General features: G+C 61.3%; 18 protein-coding genes. 9 read left to right on the top strand and 9 right to left on the bottom strand.

The genetic code is table 11. The annotated features are described in order from the left end of the window. Positions 1-39: 39 nt before the first annotated feature. Positions 40-1287 (top strand): OprD family porin, encoded by a 1248-nt coding sequence (locus A462_RS15935; protein ID WP_008435327.1) that lies wholly within the window; start codon positions 40-42, stop codon positions 1285-1287. A 20-nt stretch (positions 1288-1307) separates the two neighbouring features. Beyond that, a complete protein-coding gene (locus tag A462_RS15930) occupies positions 1308-2918 on the top strand; it encodes an argininosuccinate lyase (protein WP_003207353.1) in 1611 nt (536 codons plus the stop codon). A gap of 138 nt (positions 2919-3056) precedes the next feature. Here A462_RS15930 and A462_RS15925 read toward each other — a convergent pair whose 3' ends face one another. Further along, entirely contained in the window at positions 3057-4289 is a 1233-nt protein-coding gene (locus A462_RS15925; RefSeq protein ID WP_008435328.1) for a cation:dicarboxylate symporter family transporter, read from the bottom strand. Between the two features lie 118 nt (positions 4290-4407). Here A462_RS15925 and A462_RS15920 point away from each other — a divergent pair, with 118 nt between their 5' ends. Beyond that, positions 4408-5322 carry a LysR family transcriptional regulator gene (locus tag A462_RS15920; RefSeq protein ID WP_008435330.1) on the top strand — a complete coding sequence of 305 codons (915 nt, stop codon included), beginning with the start codon at positions 4408-4410 and terminating at the stop codon, positions 5320-5322. Here the strand turns inward: A462_RS15920 and A462_RS0132480 are convergent. Then, complete coding sequence (locus A462_RS0132480) at positions 5307-6182, bottom strand: LysR family transcriptional regulator (RefSeq protein ID WP_032899387.1); 876 nt, start codon at positions 6180-6182, stop codon at positions 5307-5309. The genes A462_RS15920 and A462_RS0132480 overlap by 16 nt on opposite strands. Before the next feature lie 93 nt (positions 6183-6275). Between A462_RS0132480 and A462_RS15915 the strand changes: the two genes are divergently transcribed. Then, positions 6276-7301, top strand: a complete 1026-nt coding sequence (locus A462_RS15915) for an NADP-dependent oxidoreductase (protein WP_008435332.1) — start codon at positions 6276-6278, stop codon at positions 7299-7301. A 4-nt stretch (positions 7302-7305) separates the two neighbouring features. Here the strand turns inward: A462_RS15915 and A462_RS15910 are convergent, their stop codons facing one another. Further along, positions 7306-7635, bottom strand: coding sequence for a DHCW motif cupin fold protein (locus A462_RS15910; protein WP_003207343.1), 330 nt, complete (start codon positions 7633-7635; stop codon positions 7306-7308). A 141-nt stretch (positions 7636-7776) separates the two neighbouring features. On the opposite strand from A462_RS15910, the gene A462_RS15905 reads away from it, so the two are divergent. Continuing rightward, a complete protein-coding gene (locus tag A462_RS15905; RefSeq protein ID WP_008435333.1) occupies positions 7777-8265 on the top strand; it encodes an HIT family protein in 489 nt (162 codons plus the stop codon). A 165-nt stretch (positions 8266-8430) separates the two neighbouring features. Here the strand turns inward: A462_RS15905 and A462_RS15900 are convergent, their stop codons facing one another. From A462_RS15900 to A462_RS15875, 6 genes are all read right to left on the bottom strand, one after another. Next, a complete protein-coding gene (locus tag A462_RS15900; protein WP_008435334.1) occupies positions 8431-8907 on the bottom strand; it encodes a GNAT family N-acetyltransferase in 477 nt (158 codons plus the stop codon). Between the two features lie 17 nt (positions 8908-8924). Beyond that, positions 8925-9422: a GNAT family N-acetyltransferase gene (locus A462_RS15895; protein WP_274517800.1), complete on the bottom strand. Its 498-nt coding sequence runs from the start codon at positions 9420-9422 to the stop codon at positions 8925-8927. 27 nt (positions 9423-9449) lie between these two features. Then, a complete protein-coding gene (locus tag A462_RS15890; RefSeq protein ID WP_008435338.1) occupies positions 9450-10940 on the bottom strand; it encodes an aldehyde dehydrogenase in 1491 nt (496 codons plus the stop codon). 39 nt (positions 10941-10979) lie between these two features. Further along, the gene (locus A462_RS15885; RefSeq protein ID WP_023658770.1) at positions 10980-12359 is read right to left on the bottom strand and encodes an APC family permease; all 1380 of its coding nucleotides are present in this window, start codon (positions 12357-12359) and stop codon (positions 10980-10982) included. 119 nt (positions 12360-12478) lie between these two features. Further along, positions 12479-13861, bottom strand: coding sequence for an aspartate aminotransferase family protein (locus tag A462_RS15880; RefSeq protein ID WP_008435341.1), 1383 nt, complete (start codon positions 13859-13861; stop codon positions 12479-12481). 46 nt (positions 13862-13907) lie between these two features. Continuing rightward, a complete protein-coding gene (locus A462_RS15875) occupies positions 13908-14705 on the bottom strand; it encodes a helix-turn-helix domain-containing protein (RefSeq protein ID WP_050550310.1) in 798 nt (265 codons plus the stop codon). A 195-nt stretch (positions 14706-14900) separates the two neighbouring features. Between A462_RS15875 and A462_RS15870 the strand changes: the two genes are divergently transcribed. From A462_RS15870 to argE, 4 genes are read left to right on the top strand one after another with little or no spacing between them, the layout of a single operon-like run. Continuing rightward, positions 14901-16232, top strand: coding sequence for a flavin-containing monooxygenase (locus tag A462_RS15870; protein ID WP_371857018.1), 1332 nt, complete (start codon positions 14901-14903; stop codon positions 16230-16232). Positions 16233-16256: 24 nt separating this feature from the next. Further along, positions 16257-16667, top strand: a complete 411-nt coding sequence (locus A462_RS15865; RefSeq protein WP_003207327.1) for a RidA family protein — start codon at positions 16257-16259, stop codon at positions 16665-16667. 16 nt (positions 16668-16683) lie between these two features. Then, positions 16684-17361 (top strand): DUF1028 domain-containing protein, encoded by a 678-nt coding sequence (locus A462_RS15860; protein WP_003207324.1) that lies wholly within the window; start codon positions 16684-16686, stop codon positions 17359-17361. Continuing rightward, positions 17358-18503 carry an acetylornithine deacetylase gene (argE, locus tag A462_RS15855; RefSeq protein ID WP_008435357.1) on the top strand — a complete coding sequence of 382 codons (1146 nt, stop codon included), beginning with the start codon at positions 17358-17360 and terminating at the stop codon, positions 18501-18503. The genes A462_RS15860 and argE overlap by 4 nt, the downstream gene beginning before the upstream one ends. Positions 18504-18523 lie beyond the last annotated feature (20 nt).

Below are 18523 nucleotides of genomic sequence, written 5' to 3' on the forward strand. Positions count from 1 at the left end.
GATAATTCTAAAAATAAGCAGCAGACAACGGGAATAACAATGAACAAATCCCCCATTACCCTGGGCTTGACTTCGGCCACCCTCGGTTTGACCCTCGCCTTCCCAACCTTTGCCGAAGCTGACTTTTTCAAAGACAGCAAGGCCGACCTCGAATTTCGCAACTTCTACTTCAACAGCGATTACCGCCAGCCCAACGCGAGCCAGTCCAAACGCGATGAGTGGGCCCAAGGGCTGATCCTCAATTACCAGTCGGGTTACACCGAAGGCCTGGTGGGCTTTGGCCTCGATGCCATTGGCCTGCAGGGTTTGAAACTGGACTCAAGCCCCGACCGCCAAAACACCGGCCTGCTTCCCGTGGGCGAGGATGGCGCACCGGACAGCTACAGTCGAATGGGCGCCACCGCCAAGGCGCGGATCTCCAAAAGCGTGCTCAAATTCGGCACGCTGATCCCCAAGCTGCCGACCGTACTGCCCAACGATGGCCGGCTGCTGCCCCAGACCTTTCGCGGCACTCAATTGACCAGCCAGGACATCGCCGGCCTGACCTTCGATGCCGGGCGCCTGACCAGCAACACCCTGCGTAACGACAGCGGCCATGCAGACATCGAAGTCGACGGCAAAGGCATCAAGGGTGCCGTGCCCAGCGATAAATTCGACTTCGCCAGTGCCAGCTACAGCTGGACCAAAACCCTGGTCACCGGCTACCACTACGCCAACCTCGAGAACAACTACAAGCAACACATCTTCAACCTGGTCCATACCCTGCCACTGGGTGACGCGCAGTCGTTCAAGACCGACCTGCGTTACGCCGACTCCAGCAAGGAAGGCAACAGCAACATCGACAACCAGGCCTTCGGTGCCAAGTTCACCTACAGCCTCCACGGCCACTCGTTCGGCGCCGCCTACCAGCGCATGAAAGGCACCACCGGCTTCCCCCACCTGGACGGTACCGACTCCTACCTCGTCAACTACGTGATGATCTCGCCGGACTTCGCCAACCCCGAGGAAAAGTCCTGGCAGGCCCGCTACGACTATGACTTCGCCGCCCTCGGCATCCCCGGCCTGACCTTCATGACCCGCTACCTCAAGGGTGACAACTTCGTGCGTACCCGAACCCTGGAAGGTACCGAGTGGGAGCGCAACACCGATATCGGCTACGTGTTCCAGAGCGGTGCCCTGAAGAACCTTGAAGTGAAATGGCGCAATGGCACGTATCGCAGCAATGGCAGCGGCAGCGATATCGACCAGAACCGCTTTATCGTCAGCTACACCCTGCCCTTGCTGTGATTTTTCCCGGAGCGTTGCACATGAATAGCAGAAAAAGCCTGATCCACCTGGCCGTCGCCTTTGCCCTGTTCAGCAGTTACGGCGCCTACGCCGCCGACACCGGCGCGTTGCCCTGCAAAACCACCGAAGAATGCGCCGCCCAGGCGGCCAAAGTCGGCGCCACGCCGGGCTCCTCGCAAAGCGCCCACAAGGCCAAGGGCGACCCGACCCAAACCCAGTTCGCCTGGTTGAACCGCATCAACAAAGCCTCGATCGTGATGCTCACCGAAGAAGGCATCGTCAAGCCGGACATGGGCCACAAGATCGCCGGCGGCGTGCGCTTTGCCATCGACCAGGCCGACCAGCCCGATGGCAAGCGCCCGGAAGACGTGTTGCAACTGGAAAAAATCATGACCGACAAGATCGGTCCGGAAGCGTCGCTGATCCACTCCGGCCGCAGCCGCCAGGACATGCTCGCCACCTACCGCCTGGCCAAACTGCGCTCCCAGGTGCTGGCCTACAGCGAGGCACTGAACGCCACCCGCCAACGTATCCTGAACATCGCCGACAAGAACATCGACACCCTGGTGCCCGCCTACACCAACGGCGTGCAGGCCATGCCCATCAGCTATGCGCACTACCTGCTGGCGTTCGAAGCCGCATTTGATCGCGACGGCCAACGCATCCGTGAACTCTACACTCGCCTCAACCTGAGCCCGATGGGCACCGCGGTACTGGCGAACTCCGCTTACCCGCTGAACCGCGAACGCCTGGCCGAGTTGCTGGGGTTTGACGGCGTGCGGGAAAACTCCCTGGATTCGAGCCAGGTGTCGACCTACGACATCCCGATCGAGGCGGCCAACCTCGCGGCGTCTTCGGCGATCCGCATCGGCGCGATGATTGGCGATATCCATACCCAGTACCATCAGATCCGCCCCTGGTTGCTGCTGGACGAAGAGTCCACCTACACCAGCAGTGCGATGCCGCAAAAACGCAACCCGGGGTTGTTGATGCGCACTCGGGAATCGGCCTCCGACGTGGTGGGCCTGGCGCAAACCGTGACCTTGCGCGCGCATAACGTCACCACCGGCATGACCGACTACAAGTTTGCGTTCGATTCATTGGGGCTGTTCCAGTCCACCGATGACATGTTCAAAAGCATGGATGCCGTGCTGGATGCGCTGCAGATCAACCCGCAGCGAGCGCTGGATGAGCTGGAGTCGGAATGGACCACGTCCATGGAGTTGGCCGACACCCTGGAGCGTCAGTTCAAGGTGCCGTTCCGCATTGGCCACAGCTTCGCCTCGTTGATCGTCACCGAGGCGCGCAGCAATGGCACCACGCCGAAGACCTTCGCGTATGCGGACGCGCAGAAGCTGTACACCCAGGCCGCGGACAAATACAAATGGACGCCGAATACGTTGCCGCTGGATGAGGCCGGTTTCCGTGCTGCACTGTCGCCGACCACGATGGTCAAGACTCGCAAGGGTACGGGTGGGCCGCAGCCGGAAGAGGTCAAGCGGATGCTGGTGGAAGCGCGCAAGAATCTCGACGCGGACCAAAGTTGGTTGAAGGAGCGTCGTGAGAAGCTGAAAGGTGCTGAAGGCAACCTGGACAAGGCCTTCGACAAGTTGCTCAACGCCAAGGGCTGAAATGCGATCTGAATGTGGGAGCGGGCTTGCTCGCGAAGGCGGTGTATCAGTTAGCAGATTTATTGGCTGACCCACCGCATTCGCGAGCAAGCCCGCTCCCACATTTGACCGCGTTTGGGTCTGGAAAGCATGTTCGGCTCAGTGACTCAGTTCCCGCTTCAACACCTCATGGTCAATCGACTTCTGCCACCCGCATATCGCCAGGCACGCCACGCAATTGCCCAGCACATTGGTCAACGACCGACACTTCATCAGCCGCTCCACTCCCAACAACAAACCCACCCCTTCCAGTGGCACCAGTTGCAGGATGTTCAAGGTAGCAATCAGGGTAAACAGCGCCGAGCCCGCCACACTGGTAGACCCCAGCGAGGTAAACAGGCAGATCACCAGCACCGCCAGCAACTCGGGTACGGCAATCTCCACTCCGGCGAGGTGCGCCAGGAACATAATGGCAGTAGTCAGATAAAGATTGGTACCGGCCAAGTTGAACGTATACCCGGTGGTCAACACCAGGCGCACTAATTGGCGATCACAGCCCAGCGCCTCAAGTTTGCTGACGCAACCTGGAAGTGCGGCCACTGAAGAGCCGGTGAACGTCACCAACAACAACTCTTCTTTCAAGTAAACAATTAGCCGGCTCAATTTAACGCCGAGCAGGCGGGTAATCGTGGCGAACACTAGAATGACGAACACCGCGCAAACCAGGTAAATAACAACAATGAACTTCAAGAGCGGTAGCACCGAACTTAAACCGTACTTTCCCACCACAAATGCCATCGCCCCAAACGCCGCCAGCGGTGCGAACTTCAGGATAAACCGCAGCAACCAGAACAACCCGGCGACCGCCGCTTCCAGCCAACCGAGGCAGCGGTTTGCGACCTGGCCGCCACGCCCCAGCAGCAGGCCGCACAGCACCGCCACCAGCATCACCTGGAGCACCAGGCTTTGGGTGAAAACCTTGTAAAGGCTGGACGAAATCGAGGTCATCGACAGCTCGTGCAACAGCGTTTCGGGCGCAGCAGGCGGTGTCAGATGATCAAAATCCAGGTTAGCCACTGCCGTATGATCCAGGCTGAACAACCACCCCGTCGACATTCCCAACACCAATGCAGCAAGGGACATCAGCTGGAAATACACCACGATCCGCCCCACTACATGCCGATGGTGGGGCTCGCGCTTGATACCTGCGACACCGGTCGACACCAGCACAAACAACAGAAATGGCATCAGTAACCCGACCACTTTTATAAAGGCGTCACTGAGCAGCTTCATCTCGATTGCCACGCCCGGATAAAACAGCCCTACAACCATGCCGAGTGCAATGGCAATCAAAATAGGCAAGGTGGCGTTATTCGAAAATCGGGTCGACATCAATGCTCCATGGTCTTTTTATTTATTGTTATTGTCGGATCAGGCCAGTTTCGGCATATTGGTCGCCAAGGCGCACTCAGGCCACAAATAATAAAGTCTTGTCACGGGATATACCACCATGGAACTTCGCCATTTACGTTATTTCATCATGGTGGCCGAAGAGCGACATTTCACCCGCGCCGCCGCTCGCCTGAACATGCAGCAGCCGCCCCTCAGCCAACAGATACGTGCCCTCGAACACGAGCTGGGATTCGACCTGTTCAAGCGCCACCCCAAGGGCGTCGACCTGACTGTCGGCGGGCTGGTGTTTCTCGATGAAGCCCGAGTGATCCTCGCCCGCGTCGAGCAAGGTTCCCTCAAGGCGGCTCGCGCTGCCCAGGGTATCGAAGGCACGTTGGTCATTGCCTTCACCAGTTCCGCCGCCGCCCACCCGCTGATCCCGCGAATCATCCGCGCCTACCGCGAGCAATACCCGGGCGTGGAGCTCTCGATCAACGAAGGTAGCGCCCGGGAAGTCACCGAAGACACCATCGAAAAACGCATCGACATCGGCATCCTCCGCGCACCGGTGGGCGACCACCAGAGCCTCACGTTCCACCGATTGCTCAACGAAGAAATGCTGCTGACCCTGCCCGTCGGGCATGCGCTGCTCAAGGGCGCCGAGCCAAAAATCACCATGGCCGACCTCAAGGACGAACGCTTCATCCTGGTCCGCCGCCCCGGCGCGCCGGGGATGTACGCCAACCTGATCAAGGCCTGCCAGAACGCCGGTTTCGAGCCGAAGATTGCCTTTGAAGTGGAGCGCATGCTGACCAACGTCAGCCTGGTGGCCGCCGGCGAAGGCATCTCGGTGGTGCCGGCGTCGATGCGCGACGTGCATCGCGAAAGCGTGGTGTACTGCCGGATCAGCGATGCACGGCCAAGGTTGCTGGCACCGATCACCCTGGTGCGGCGCGCGTTCAATCCGTCGACGCCGTTGCAGAATTTCATTGGGCTGGCGCGGGAGTTGGCGGGGGTTTATCGCAAGGGTTGAGTCATCGCGTGAAAACTCTCGGTGAGCAGTTCCACTGCCGCGCGGATGCTGTCGCTTTGCCGTGGAACGGCGTACAGGCCGTAGTTGACACTCAAAATAGGCCCATCGCTTTCAGCCAAGGAAATGATGCGCATGGTCTCCGGCCGAATATTCTCCGCCGGCAGCAAGGCCACACCCAATCCGCCCTCCACCGCTGCGGTGATTACGCCAATGTTCGGGCTGGTCACCGTGACCCGAAAATCCCGCCCGGCGTTCAGCAAGGCATCAAACATCAAGCGCCGCCAGGCACAGGGTTCGGCATACACGATGACATCCAGCGGCAGCGCCGCATCGATTTCTTCATCAATCGCGCACACCCAGTACAGCTCGACGTTCCAGGCGTGCACAGGGTCGGCGTTGAACGATGAGCTGACGCCAATGGCCACGTCCAGCTCGCCGTCACTCCAACGTTCGGCGAGTGCGTCGCCGTGATCAACAACGACCTCCAGGTGTACATGCGGGCAGGCGCGCCGCAGCCGGCCGAGCGCTGCCGGCAACGCCGATACCGCCACGTCTTCCGAGAGCCCGACGCGCACATTGCCCATCACCGTGCGCTCTTTCAGGCGCGCTGCTACCGTCTCGCCCAAGGCCAGAATGCGCGTCGCGTAGGTGAGCAGCAGTTCGCCTTCGGTAGTGGGCACCACGCCCCGACCTGTTCTGCGCAACAGCCGCTGGCCTAGCAACTCCTCAAGCCGGCGGATTTGTGCGCTTAGGGCCGATTGCGCCCTGCCCGCCTGCTGGGCTGCGCCACTCAGGCTGCCGTGCTGGCATACCGAGATAAAGGTTCGTAGCAGATAGGGTTCAAACGCGTCAGATATCATGTTTGGGTTAACTCTGAATCAACAGCTATCACCCTACCTCGATAGCTTGAGCATGACTACCCTGCTGGAACGTTATCAACCAGGAAGAGCCTCATGACCCAGCTCCAGAACCAACGCATCGTACTGGCCGCCCGCCCCGACGGGCGCCCGCAACCCAGCGATTTTCGCGTGGAGTACAGCGCGATTCCCGAGCCTGCCGAAGGCGAAGTGTTGCTGGAAAACCTCTATCTGTCCCTCGACCCCTACATGCGCTGGCGCATGAGTGCGGCCAAATCCTATGCCGAGCCAGTGGGCATCGGCGAGGTGATGGTGGGCGGCACGGTCGCGCGGATCAAACATTCACGAAACCCGTTGTGGCAAGAGGGCGACATCGTGCTTGCCTATGCCGGCTGGCAGCGATTTGCGCTCTCGGACGGCCTCGACCTGCGGCTTCTGGATCCGGGCATCGCCCACCCCAGCACAGCGCTGGGAGTTCTTGGAATGCCGGGGTTCACCGCGTACTCGGGGTTGCTCACTATCGGCCAACCCAAGCCCGGTGACACCGTGGTAGTGGCGGCGGCGAGTGGCGCAGTGGGCTCGGTGGTCGGCCAGATCGCCCGCATCAAGGGCGCACGCGCGGTGGGTATCGCGGGTGGGCCGGAGAAATGCGCATTCGTGAAAAATGAACTCGGGTTTGATGCCGTCATCGACCATCGCGCAGCGGATTTTGCCCAGCAGTTGGCCGAAGCCTGCCCCAATGGAATTGACGTTTACTTCGAAAATGTCTCGGGGGCGGTTTGGGATGCCGTGAGGCCGCTGCTCAATGACTTTGCGCGGATACCCGTATGTGGGCTGATCGCCCATTACAACGACCGCTCGGTGCCCGGGCAACAGGTCGACCGACTGCCGGCGACTATGCACGACATCCTCGCCAAGAGCCTCACAGTGCGCGGCTTTATCCAGACCGAGTTTGTTGACGAGCAGCAGGACGACTTCTTGCAGGAAGCCGCGCAGTGGATTGATCAGGGCAAGCTGAAGTGGCGCGAAGACATTGTCGAGGGCCTGGAGCAAGCGCAGGAGGCGTTTATCGGGCTGCTGGAGGGGCGCAACTTCGGCAAGTTGATTGTGCGACTGGCTTGACGCCTCAATCCACCACGAACAACTTCGCCCCGACGGTAGTCGATGACCGATGCCCCTCCATGTCATTGCCCACCTGATAACTCATCCCGGCAGTCAGCGTGAACTGCCGGCCATCCTCCAGCTCGGTGTGCAGCTCACCTTCCAGGCACAGCAGGATATGCCCGCGCCAACACCAGTGATCCGCCAGGTAACCGGCGCTGTATTCGACCATGCGCACGCGGGTTGAACCGAACTGGCAAGTGCGCCAATACGCACTGCCGGTTTCGCCGGGATGCATCACCGGCTCGAGGGTCGACCAGTCGGTGGTGCCAAAGGGGATTGCGGTCAGGTCCATGGTTTTCTCGGCATTGAATAGGTATGGATGAACCGTATCTATAAGGTGAATGCCGCGATAGAGACAGATCCGCTGCATTTGCGGGATACAGGGCGATGACCCTTGGTATCCTGCCAAGCCTCTTCGCATGGAAGCCCGTCGATGAAGATCGATCCATCCTTTGTTGTGCATGAGACCGAGCACTGGCTGCTCAATCATCACCTGTCATCCGCACTGCCGGGCTACCTGATGCTGGGTGCCAAGGCGCCGGTTGACTCACTGGCCGAGATGCCCGATGCGGCGCTCGCGGAGCTGGGTGGGTTGCTGGCCAAAACCCAGCGGGTCATGGAGGCTCAGTTGAAGCCCAAGTGGCTTTACATCAGCCGGTTCGGGCATATGCCGGGCTTCCCGCTGCACTTTCATTTCATACCGGTGTATGGATGGGTTAAAGCGCTGTTCTGGCAGGATGAGCGCTATCGGGTGCTGCAGGATTTCGGGACGCAGCAGAAGGCTACCGACGGTGCGGAGCTGACGCTTTTTATCTGGCGGGAGTTTGGTGAGAGCCCTACGCCGCCGGTGGTTCAAGGAGCTTCGGTGAGCGAGGTGATCAGGTGTTTGCGTACGGAGTTCAATACCCAAGACGACACATGACCTGTGGCGAGGGAGCTTGCTCCCGCTGGGCTGCGCAGCAGCCCCAAGAAGGTCAGCGAGTTCTTTCAGTCAGATTGCGATAGCTTTATTGGGGCCGCCTCGCGACCCAGCGGGAGCAAGCTCCCTCGCCACAGCAAGCCCCCTCGCCACAAGGTTTTGGGTGGGTCAGCGAACATTGTGGAGGTGTTTACGCATAGGAATACAGGCCAACTGCAACCCCGATGGCGAGTGGTAGATCGCCTGCTCATCGCCCACATACCCACACCGTCGATAAAAATCCGCCGCGTTCAACGTCGCGTCCAGGATCACTTCCTCGATCCCCAATTCCTGCGCCAACGCTTCCAGATACGCCAGTATCTGCTTGCCAATCCCGCGTCCGGTAAACCCGGGCAGCACAAACAGCGCACCGATTTCGTTGTTCGCCAGATCCAGCATGCCGGTAGCGACCGGCTCACCGTCGACACATCCCAGGTAAAAATGCTTGTCCATCAGCGCTGCATAACCATTTTCAGCCGAGCCTTGCGTCCACAACATCATCTGCTCGGACGTATAGGCGCCGATGCATTGGCTGCGTATGGCCAACAGGCGAATGTCGAAGGCTGCCTGTGCATCTTCCAGCGTGGCGCGTCGTATCTCGAGCATCTGTCCCTCCATGGACGTCAGGCGTTCTCGTCACCCGGTCGGGTAAACGAATAGCGATCAATATCGGTCCTCAGCTGCCAGCCCTGGCCCTGCCAATAACGGGCAGCGCTGTCGTTGGTCTTGAACACATCCAGGTGACATTTGCGGATGCCCAATTGCGCCAGGCTGGTGAGGCAGCGCCCAACCAACGCGTTCGCAATACCCTGGCGCCGATACGCGGGCAGCACCAGCAGGTGCTGCAAATACCCGCGCCGGCCATCGTGCCCGCACATCACGCACCCAACCAGCCCCCCGTCGACCTCGGCGACGAAACTCATGCCTGGATTGCGCTCCAGGTAACGCTCAGTGGCCTCGCGGGAGTCGGCATCGCGCAGGGAGATGCCAGGCGTTTTCTGCATCAGTTCGAGCACGGCGTCGTAGTCGGCAGTGCTCATTACGCGAATAGTGACCATGGTGTTCAAAGCCCTCTGAGTTCGCACTGATTTTGCCTGTAGTTGTGCCGGTCGCGCACGCATAAATACACGACCGGATAACCGCTTGAGTCAACGCAGCTGAAACCAGGTGGTTTTCAGCTGCGTGTACTTGTCAAAAGCGTGCAGCGACAAATCACGCCCGAACCCGGATTGCTTGCCACCACCGAACGGCACCGCCACATCCAGGGCGTCGATGGTGTTGACCGACACCGTCCCGGCATTCAGGGCACGGGCCACACGGTGCGCACGGTTGAGGTCATCACTCCATACCGAGGCCGCCAGGCCGTAGAGGCTGTCGTTGGCCTGCTGTATCGCCTGCTCTTCCGTGTCGAAAGCGCTGACGGCAAGCACCGGGCCGAACACTTCATCACGGGACAGGGCCATGTCGCGGCTCACGTCGGCAAAAATGGTTGGCTGGATGAAGTTGGAGGAGCCATTGATGGCCAACTGTTCGCCACCGCACAACAGCCTGGCGCCCTCCCCCTGGGCCTGGCTGATGGCGTGCATGATGCGTGCGGTTTGCTGACTGTCGACGATGGCCCCGGCCGCACTGCCGGGGTCCAGCGGATCACCCGGCATCCAGGCGCGCGACTTGGCGATCAGGCGCTCGACGAATTCGTCATGGATGGAGCGTTGCACGTAGAGACGGGAGTTGGCCGAACACACTTCGCCCTGGTTGAAAAAGATGCCGAAGGCGGCCTTCTGCGCCGCAAGGTTTAGGTCCTGGCAGTCCTCAAACACCAGGTTCGGGCTCTTGCCGCCACACTCCAGCCACACCTGTTTCAGGTTGGACTGGGCGGAATACTGCATGAAGTACTTGCCCACCTGAGTGGAGCCGGTGAACACCAGGCAATCCACGTCGGGGTGCAGCCCCAGGGCCTTGCCGGCACTGTCGCCGAGGCCGGGCACTACATTCAACACACCTTCCGGGACACCGGCTTCCAGGGCAAGCTGGGCCAGGCGCAGGGCAGAAAACGGCGACTGCTCGGCAGGTTTCAAGACCACGCTGTTACCGGCCGCCAACGCCGGCGCGAGTTTCCAGGCGGCCATGTCGAGCGGGAAGTTCCACGGCACCACCGCCGCGATCACCCCCAGTGCTTCACGCGTGATGGTTGCCAACGCGTTGTGAGCGGTGGGCGCGACTTGATCGTAGAGTTTGTCGAGGGCTTCGCCGTACCAGGCAAACACATTGGCGGCGCCAGGCACGTCAACGTTGTAGGCGTCCATCACCGGCTTGCCCATGTTCAGCGAATCGAGCAGCGCCAGTTCCTCGCGGTGGGTCATCAGTAATTCGGAGAGCCTGATCAAAATTTTCTTGCGCTCCACCGGCGGCATCCGTCGCCAGGGGCCGGTCTCGAAGGCCTGGCGAGCGCTGCGCACGGCCAGGTCGACTTCTGCGTCACCGCAGGCTGCAACCCGCGACAGCAACTGCTGGGTCGCAGGGTTAATGGCATCGAAGGTCGCCCCGGATGCCGCATTCACTGAGCGGCCACCGATCAGGGCGGTGTTGATGAACGTCTGGCGGGCAACACGCTGTTGCCAGTAGTTAAGGTCGAACACGTTGTACTCCCAATGAATGGCGATGGATAAAAGAGGGGTTCACTCGGCGATCTGCAGTTCCGGCATCTTCACGCGCAGCCCCCGCGTGATGCCCAGCAGGCACAGGAGCCCAAGCCCCATCCAGCACAGGCCGATGGTGAACGACAGGCTGGAAAGGCTGCTCCATAGCCAGATCGTGCTGAGGAACCCAAGCGCCGGCACAACGGCGTACAGCAAGTAGTTCCTGGTGCCGCGCAACTTCTGATCGACCAGGTAGTGCTTGATCACCGCCAGGTTCACCGCCGAGAACGCAAACAGCGCACCGAAGCTGATCATGTTGGCGACGGTATCCAGCGTGATGAACAAGGCAATCAGCGAGAACAGGCTGACCAGCACGATGGCCGTGGCGGGCACGCGCTTTTTCGTCACCAGCTTGCCGAGCACGCGGGGCAGCGCGCCGTCACGGCCCATGGCGAACAGCACCCGCGACACACTGGCCTGGGAGACCATCGCCGAGGCGAAGCAACCGGCGACATAGGTTGCGGTAAAGGCGGTCACCAGCAGTTCGCCGCCCACCCGGCGCATCACATCCACCGAGGCGGCATCCGGGTCGACGAAGCTGTTCCATTGCGGGAACACCATTTGCGCGAAATACGAAACCAGCAGGAACAGCAGGCCGCCGAACAGCGACACCACCATGATCGCCAACGGGATGGTGCGGCGTGGGTTGGGGGTTTCCTCGGCCATGGTCGACACCGCATCGAAGCCAAGAAACGACAGGCACAGCACCGCGGCGCCCGCCATGATCAGCGGCGCGCTGAAGCCTTCATGGTGGAATGGCGCCAGCAGCGACACGGGTGCGGACTGCTCGCTCAGGGTGTGTACCGACAACGCCACGAACACCACGATGAACACCAACTGAGCGACGATGAGTATCCAGTTGACCCGGGTGATGGACTCGATGCCCACCAGGTTCAGCGTGGTCACCAGGGCAATCGAGCCGAGCACCCACACGGCGGTCGGCACCCCGGGAAAATACTCGGACATGTAGATGCCGATCAGCAAATAGCTGAGCAACGGCAGGAAGATGTAGTCCAGCAACAGGGTCCACCCGGCGATGAAGCCGAAGTAGGCGCCAAACGCCTTGCGGGTGTAGGAGTAGACCGAGCCCGAATAGGGATGCGCCTGGACCATGCGCCCATAGCTGTAGGCCGTCAGCAGCATGGCGGCGAGAGTCAGCATGTAGGCGGTCGGCAAGTGGCCCTTGGTCATTTGGGTCACCAGCCCGTAGGTGGTAAACACCGCCAGCGGCACCATGTACGCCAGGCCGAACAACACCAGCCCGATAAGACCCAGCGGCTGACGGAAGCGGCGGGACGAGGCGGCTTTGGGTGAGGATTGATGAGCGGGTGTATCGGTCACGTTTGTTATTGTATTCATGGGTGACTCCTGGAAATGGGGGTGCAGGGCGTCGCGGCATTCGATGGCATCGATGCCGTTCAGCGTTGCCTGATGGAGGTTGCGCACCACCCCTCGCCTGGGGTGGCGCGCTGGTCACTTCAGAGTTTTCCCGCGATCCGTGCGGTGCGATCCACGGCGATGCGGGTCTTTTCAACCAGCTCGTCCAGCTCAGTGCGCGTGGCCACCAGTGCCGGTGCCATGATCATGCGGCCCAGCGTCGAGCGAATGATTACGCCCTCTTCGAAACCAAACGTGCGGCACTGCCAGGCCAGGTCGTTTTCGTTCTCGAAGCGCTTGCGGGTGCTCTTGTCTTCAGCGAACTGCAAGGCCGCGAGCAAGCCCGTGCCCTGGATCTCGCCGATCATCGGGTGATTGCCAAACACTTCATGGAGGATTTTTTGCAGGTACGGTCCGGTGTCGTTCTTCACCTGGCGCACGATGCCTTCGTCCCGCAGCGCCTTGAGGTTGGCCAGCGCCACCGCCGCCGCGACCGGGTGCCCGGAATAGGTCAGCCCGTGGGCAAACACGCCGCCGCGCTCCACCAGCGCATCGGCCACGCGCTTGCTCAGCACCAGGCCACCCATCGGCAGGTAACCGGAGGTCAGGCCCTTGGCGATGGACAGGGTGTCGGGCTCGAAACCGAAGTGTTGATGGGCGAACCATTCGCCGGTACGGCCAAAGCCACCAATCACCTCATCGGCACACAGCAGCACATCGTATTGCCGGCAAATGCGCTGGATCTCGGGCCAGTAGCTTTCCGGCGGGAAGATCATGCCGCCCGCGCCCTGGAACGGCTCGGCGATAAACCCGGCGACGTTTTCAGCGCCCAGCTCGAGGATTTTCTCTTCCAGCTGCAAGGCGCAGCGGCGGCCGAACTCGGCAGGCGTCAGCTCGCCGCCATGGGCGTACCAGTAGGGTTCGTCAATGTGTGCCACGTCGGGAATCAGGCCGCCCATCTCGTGCATGAACTTCATGCCGCCCAGGGCAGACGCCGCCAGCGTGGAGCCGTGATAACCATTCCAGCGCCCGATCATGATTTTTTTCTGCGGCTGGCCGACCACTTGCCAGTAACGGCGCACGGTACGGATCAGTACTTCGTTGGCCTCGGAGCCGGAGTTGGTGTAGATCACGTGGCTGTAGTGGCCCGGCAACAGGCTGAAGAGCAACTCCGACAGCTCGATCACCGCCGGGTGGGTGGTGTGGAAGAACATGTTGTAGTACGCCAACTGGTCCATCTGGGCGGCAGCGGCAGCGGTCAAGTCCCTGCGACCGTAACCCAGCTGGGTGCACCACAGGCCCGACATGCCGTCCAGGTAACGCTTGCCTTCGCTGTCCCACAGGTAAAGGCCCTCACCGCGCACCATCACCCGCGGGCCTTCGGCATTCAGCGCTTTTTGATCGACAAATGCATGGATGTGGTGGGCCGCATCCGACTTCTGGTAGTCCTCGGTCAGGCGGTTCAGTTGGGCGGGTACGTTCATGGTATTTCTCTCTTATTAGTAATGACGCAAGGGCGAGCAACGCCGCTCAGCGGTGCTTGCTCATGTAGCTTTCGAGGGGATCTTTGCTCAGCACTCCCTGGGCTTCGGCCAGCGAATCGATAAACAGGGCAAACAGTTCCGATTGCGCGCCGATATCGAGCTTGGTGTAGATGTGCTTGCGGTGGGACTTGATGGTGTCTTCCGAGACGTCGAGGCGTTCGGCCAGCGAACGGGTGGAATGCCCCCGCAGGATCAGTTGGGCGATCCGGCATTCCCGCTCGGTCAATATCGACGAGCCGAAGTTGTTCAGCGCCGAGTGAATGCGCTGCTCCAGCAGGTTTTCAAAACGCGCCCCCTGGGCATCCAGGCCAACGAAATGCTTGCCCAGCACCGCCAGCACCCACGCCGCGATGCGTTTGAATTGCCCGGTGGTGGTGGCGTCGAGCTTTTGCGTAAAGGCCAGCGACACCGCCAGGCTCGAGCCGTTGCTCGACTGCAGGATGTAGTTCAGCTCATCCTCCAGATGGGAGTGCCGGTAAAACGACTGGAAGTATTCGCTGAGCTCGAAGTGATCGGGGGCGACCTCGGCCAGCTCGTAACACCCGGAGCTGACGCCCTCCACACAGGCCCCGTAAAACGGGTCGAGCAGATAAAACCCCGACAGGTACTGGCGCACATTGCCTTGTGGCAACCATGGCCCGTCCAGCTCGAACAGCGCACTGGGCATGCCGCCGCGCGGGTAGAAATACAGCGTGGTGGCCTGGATCGGCTGGAGATAACCGAGAGCCTCGAACAAGGTCGCGGCGAACCCCGGCTGCCCGATGCTGTCGGTCACCCGGGCCATCTGTTCGAACCATTGCGCAGAAGAAAGCCGGTCGTTTTCCACTTCAAACACTCGCTGAAAGAACTGCAAGGATGGTTGCACACCCGCTCCATCCTCGAAATCACCCGATAGGGTGAGCCTGCATCCGATATTTATGCTCACTTCCCAGCTTAATAATATTTTATTAAAAACCGCCCTCCCCCTAGCCTTGAAGCCATGCCCAAGCTGAATCCAACTGCATTACGCAAGGACAGACACATGACTCAAGCAATAACAAAAACAGACACGCTGGTGGTGGGAGCCGGTCAGGCTGGCGTCGCCATGAGCGAGCACCTGAGCAAGCAAGGCGTGCCGCACCTGGTGCTGGAGCGCAGCCGTATCGCCGAGCGCTGGCGCACCGGCCGCTGGGACTCGCTGGTCGCCAACGGCCCGGCCTGGCATGACCGTTTTCCGGGCCTGGCCTTCGATAACGTCGCCCCCGATGGCTTTGCGCCGAAAGAGCGCGTGGCGGACTACTTCGAAGCCTATGCACGCAAGTTCAATGCACCGATTCGCACCGGCGTCGACGTGACCTCGGTGGTGCGCAATGTCGGTCGTCCTGGCTTTACCATCCACACCAGCGAAGGCGTGATCGAAGCCAACCGCGTGGTGGCGGCCACCGGGCCGTTCCAGAAGCCGGTGATTCCGGCGATTGCCCCTCAAGACAGCGCGCTGCACCAGATCCACTCCGCCGACTACCGCAACCCCGCGCAACTGCCGGCCGGCGCGGTGCTGGTGGTGGGGGCGGGTTCCTCCGGGGTGCAGATCGCCGACGAACTGCAACGCTCCGGGCGCCAGGTGTACCTGTCGGTGGGTGCTCACGACCGCCCACCGCGTGCCTATCGCAACCGCGATTTCTGCTGGTGGCTGGGCGTGTTGGGTGAGTGGGACCAGGCCGCGATGAAACCCGGCCGCGAGCACGTGACCATTGCGGTGAGCGGCGCCCACGGCGGCAAGACCATTGACTTCCGCGAGTTGGCCCAGCAAGGCATGACCCTGGTCGGCCTGACCCAATCCTTCAACGGCAGCGTTGCGAGCTTCCAGCCCAACCTGGTGGAAAACCTGGCCCGCGGCGATGAGAACTACCTGGCCCTGCTGGATGCGGCGGATGCCTATATCGAGCGCAACGGCCTCGACCTGCCGCCAGAGCCCGAAGCGCGTCGTGCGTTTCCCGATGCCGAGTGCATCAAGCACCCGATCCTGGAACTGGACCTGGCCAAGGCCGGTATCACTTCAATCATCTGGGCCACCGGCTTTGCCGTGGATTACAGCTGGCTGAAGGTCGATGCATTTGACGCCGCCGGCAAGCCGCAGCACCAGCGCGGCGTGGCCAGCGAGTCGGGCATCTACTTCCTCGGTTTGCCATGGCAGTCGCGCCGGGGCTCGTCGTTTATCTGGGGGGTGTGGCATGACGCCAAGTACGTGGCCGACCATATCGCCATCCAGCGCCAATACCTTGAGTACCGCGAACCGGCACCGGTTGTTCACACCTCACCTGTCAGCGCCTGATCACTTTTTTCTGGAGTTTTTTTGATGCCTACTCACACTCGCATCCGCATGTTCAACACCAAGGAAACCTACCCTAACCAGAGCCTGGACAATGACCTGTGCCAGGCCGTACGCGCCGGCAACACGGTGTATGTACGGGGCCAGGTGGGCACCGATTTCGACGGCAACCTGATCGGCCTTGGCGACCCGCGCGCGCAAGCCGAACAGGCAATGAAAAACGTCAAGCAACTGCTGGAAGAGGCCGGCAGCGACCTGAGCCACATCGTCAAGACCACCACCTACCTGATCGACCCGCGCTACCGCGAGCCGGTGTACCAGGAAGTCGGCAAGTGGCTCAAGGGCGTGTTCCCGATCTCCACCGGGTTGGTGGTTTCGGCCCTGGGCCAGCCACAGTGGCTGATGGAAATCGACGTGATTGCAGTTATCCCCGAGTAACCCAAGGAGGCACGACATGACCTTTTCAATCGTCGCCCGCTGCGCGGAAACCGGCCAGATGGGCATTGCCATCAGCTCATCGAGCATCGCCGTAGGCGCCCGCTGCCCATGGCTGCGGCCCGGCGTGGGTGCGGTCTCGACCCAGAACATCACCCTGCCCGCCCTCGGCCCGGACGTACTCGATCTATTGGAGCAAGGCCTTGCCCCTGCCGATGCCGTAGACAAGGCCCTGACCCGCAACGGCTACAGCCAATACCGGCAACTGACGGCGATTGATCACCTCGGGCGCACGGTGCATTTCAGCGGCAACGAAACCCTTGGCACCCACAATGCGGTGTCGGGCGAACAGTGCGTGGCCGCCGGCAATATGCTCGCCGACCGCGCGGTGATCGAGGCGATGGTCAAGGCCTTCGAGCAAGGCGAAGGCCAACTGGCAGACCGCCTGCTGGCCGCGATGCATGCGGCCATTGCCGCCGGGGGCGAAGCCGGGCCGGTGCATTCCGCCGCGCTGGTGGTGGTGGGCGAGCTGACCTGGCCGATCATCAACCTGCGGGTGGATTGGGCCGACGAGCAGCCGATCGCCGAGCTGCAAAAGCTCTGGGACGCCTACCGTCCACAGGTGCAGGACTACATCGACCGCGCCCTCGCCCCGGACCGCTCCCCTGGCTACGGCGTGGCCGGAGACGACCGATGAGCACCAGCCGGGAACTGCTGCAGGCGCTGGTGGGGTTTGATACCACCAGCCGCGAATCCAACCTGAAGCTGATCGAGTTCGTGCGCGATTACCTGGCAGGGTTCGGCGTGCCTTGCGAGTTGATCTACAACGATGAGCGCAGCAAGGCCAATCTGTTCGCCACCCTCGGCCCGGCGAATGTGCCCGGGATTGTGCTGTCGGGGCACACCGATGTGGTGCCGGTGGATGGCCAGCCGTGGACGTTGCCGCCGTTTGAGTTGACCGAACGCGACGGCAAGCTGTTTGGCCGGGGCACGGCGGACATGAAGGGCTACATCGCCTGTGTACTGGCGCTGGTGCCGGCCTTGGCAAGCGCAGACTTGCGCATGCCGGTGCACATCGCCCTGTCCTACGACGAGGAAGTCGGCTGCCTTGGGGTGCGTTCGTTGCTCAAGGTGCTGGAACAATGGCCGGTGAAACCGCTGCTGTGCATTATCGGCGAGCCCACCGAGTTGAAGCCGGTGCTGGGCCATAAAGGCAAGCTCGCCATGCGCTGTGAAGTGCATGGCGAGGCCTGCCATTCGGCGTATGCGCCCCAGGGCGTGAATGCGATCGAGTATGCGGCGGAGTTGATTGGTGAGCTGGGGCGAATCGGCCAGCGCCTCAAGGTGCATCAGGACGAGCGCTTTGACCCGCCGTTCAGCACCGTGCAAACCGGGGTGATCTCCGGGGGCAAGGCGTTGAATATCGTGCCTGCCGATTGCCGTTTTGACTTTGAAGTGCGCGCCCTGCCCTCGATGGACCCGGGTGAAGTGGCCGAGGAGCTGCAAGCCTATGCGATGCAGCAGGTGTTGCCGCGGATGCAGGCGGTGAGCCGGCAGAGTGCGATTCGCTTCAGTGAGTTGTCGGCGTACCCGGGGCTGGCCACCGACCAGCGCAGCCAGGCGGCGGAGCTGATTGCGGCGTTTTGCGGCTCGCGGGAATTTGGCACCGTGGCGTTCGGGACCGAGGGTGGGTTGTTTGATGCGGCGGGCATTCCGACGGTGGTGTGCGGGCCTGGGAGCATGGACCAGGGGCATAAGCCGGATGAGTTTGTGAGTGTTGCGCAACTGAAAGGTTGCGATGCCATGTTGTTGCGCATGCTCGACTCGATTCGCGCCTGAAACGCGGGCCAAATGTGGGA

Source organism: Pseudomonas sp. Ag1 (assembly GCF_000278565.1).
Taxonomy (GTDB): domain Bacteria; phylum Pseudomonadota; class Gammaproteobacteria; order Pseudomonadales; family Pseudomonadaceae; genus Aquipseudomonas.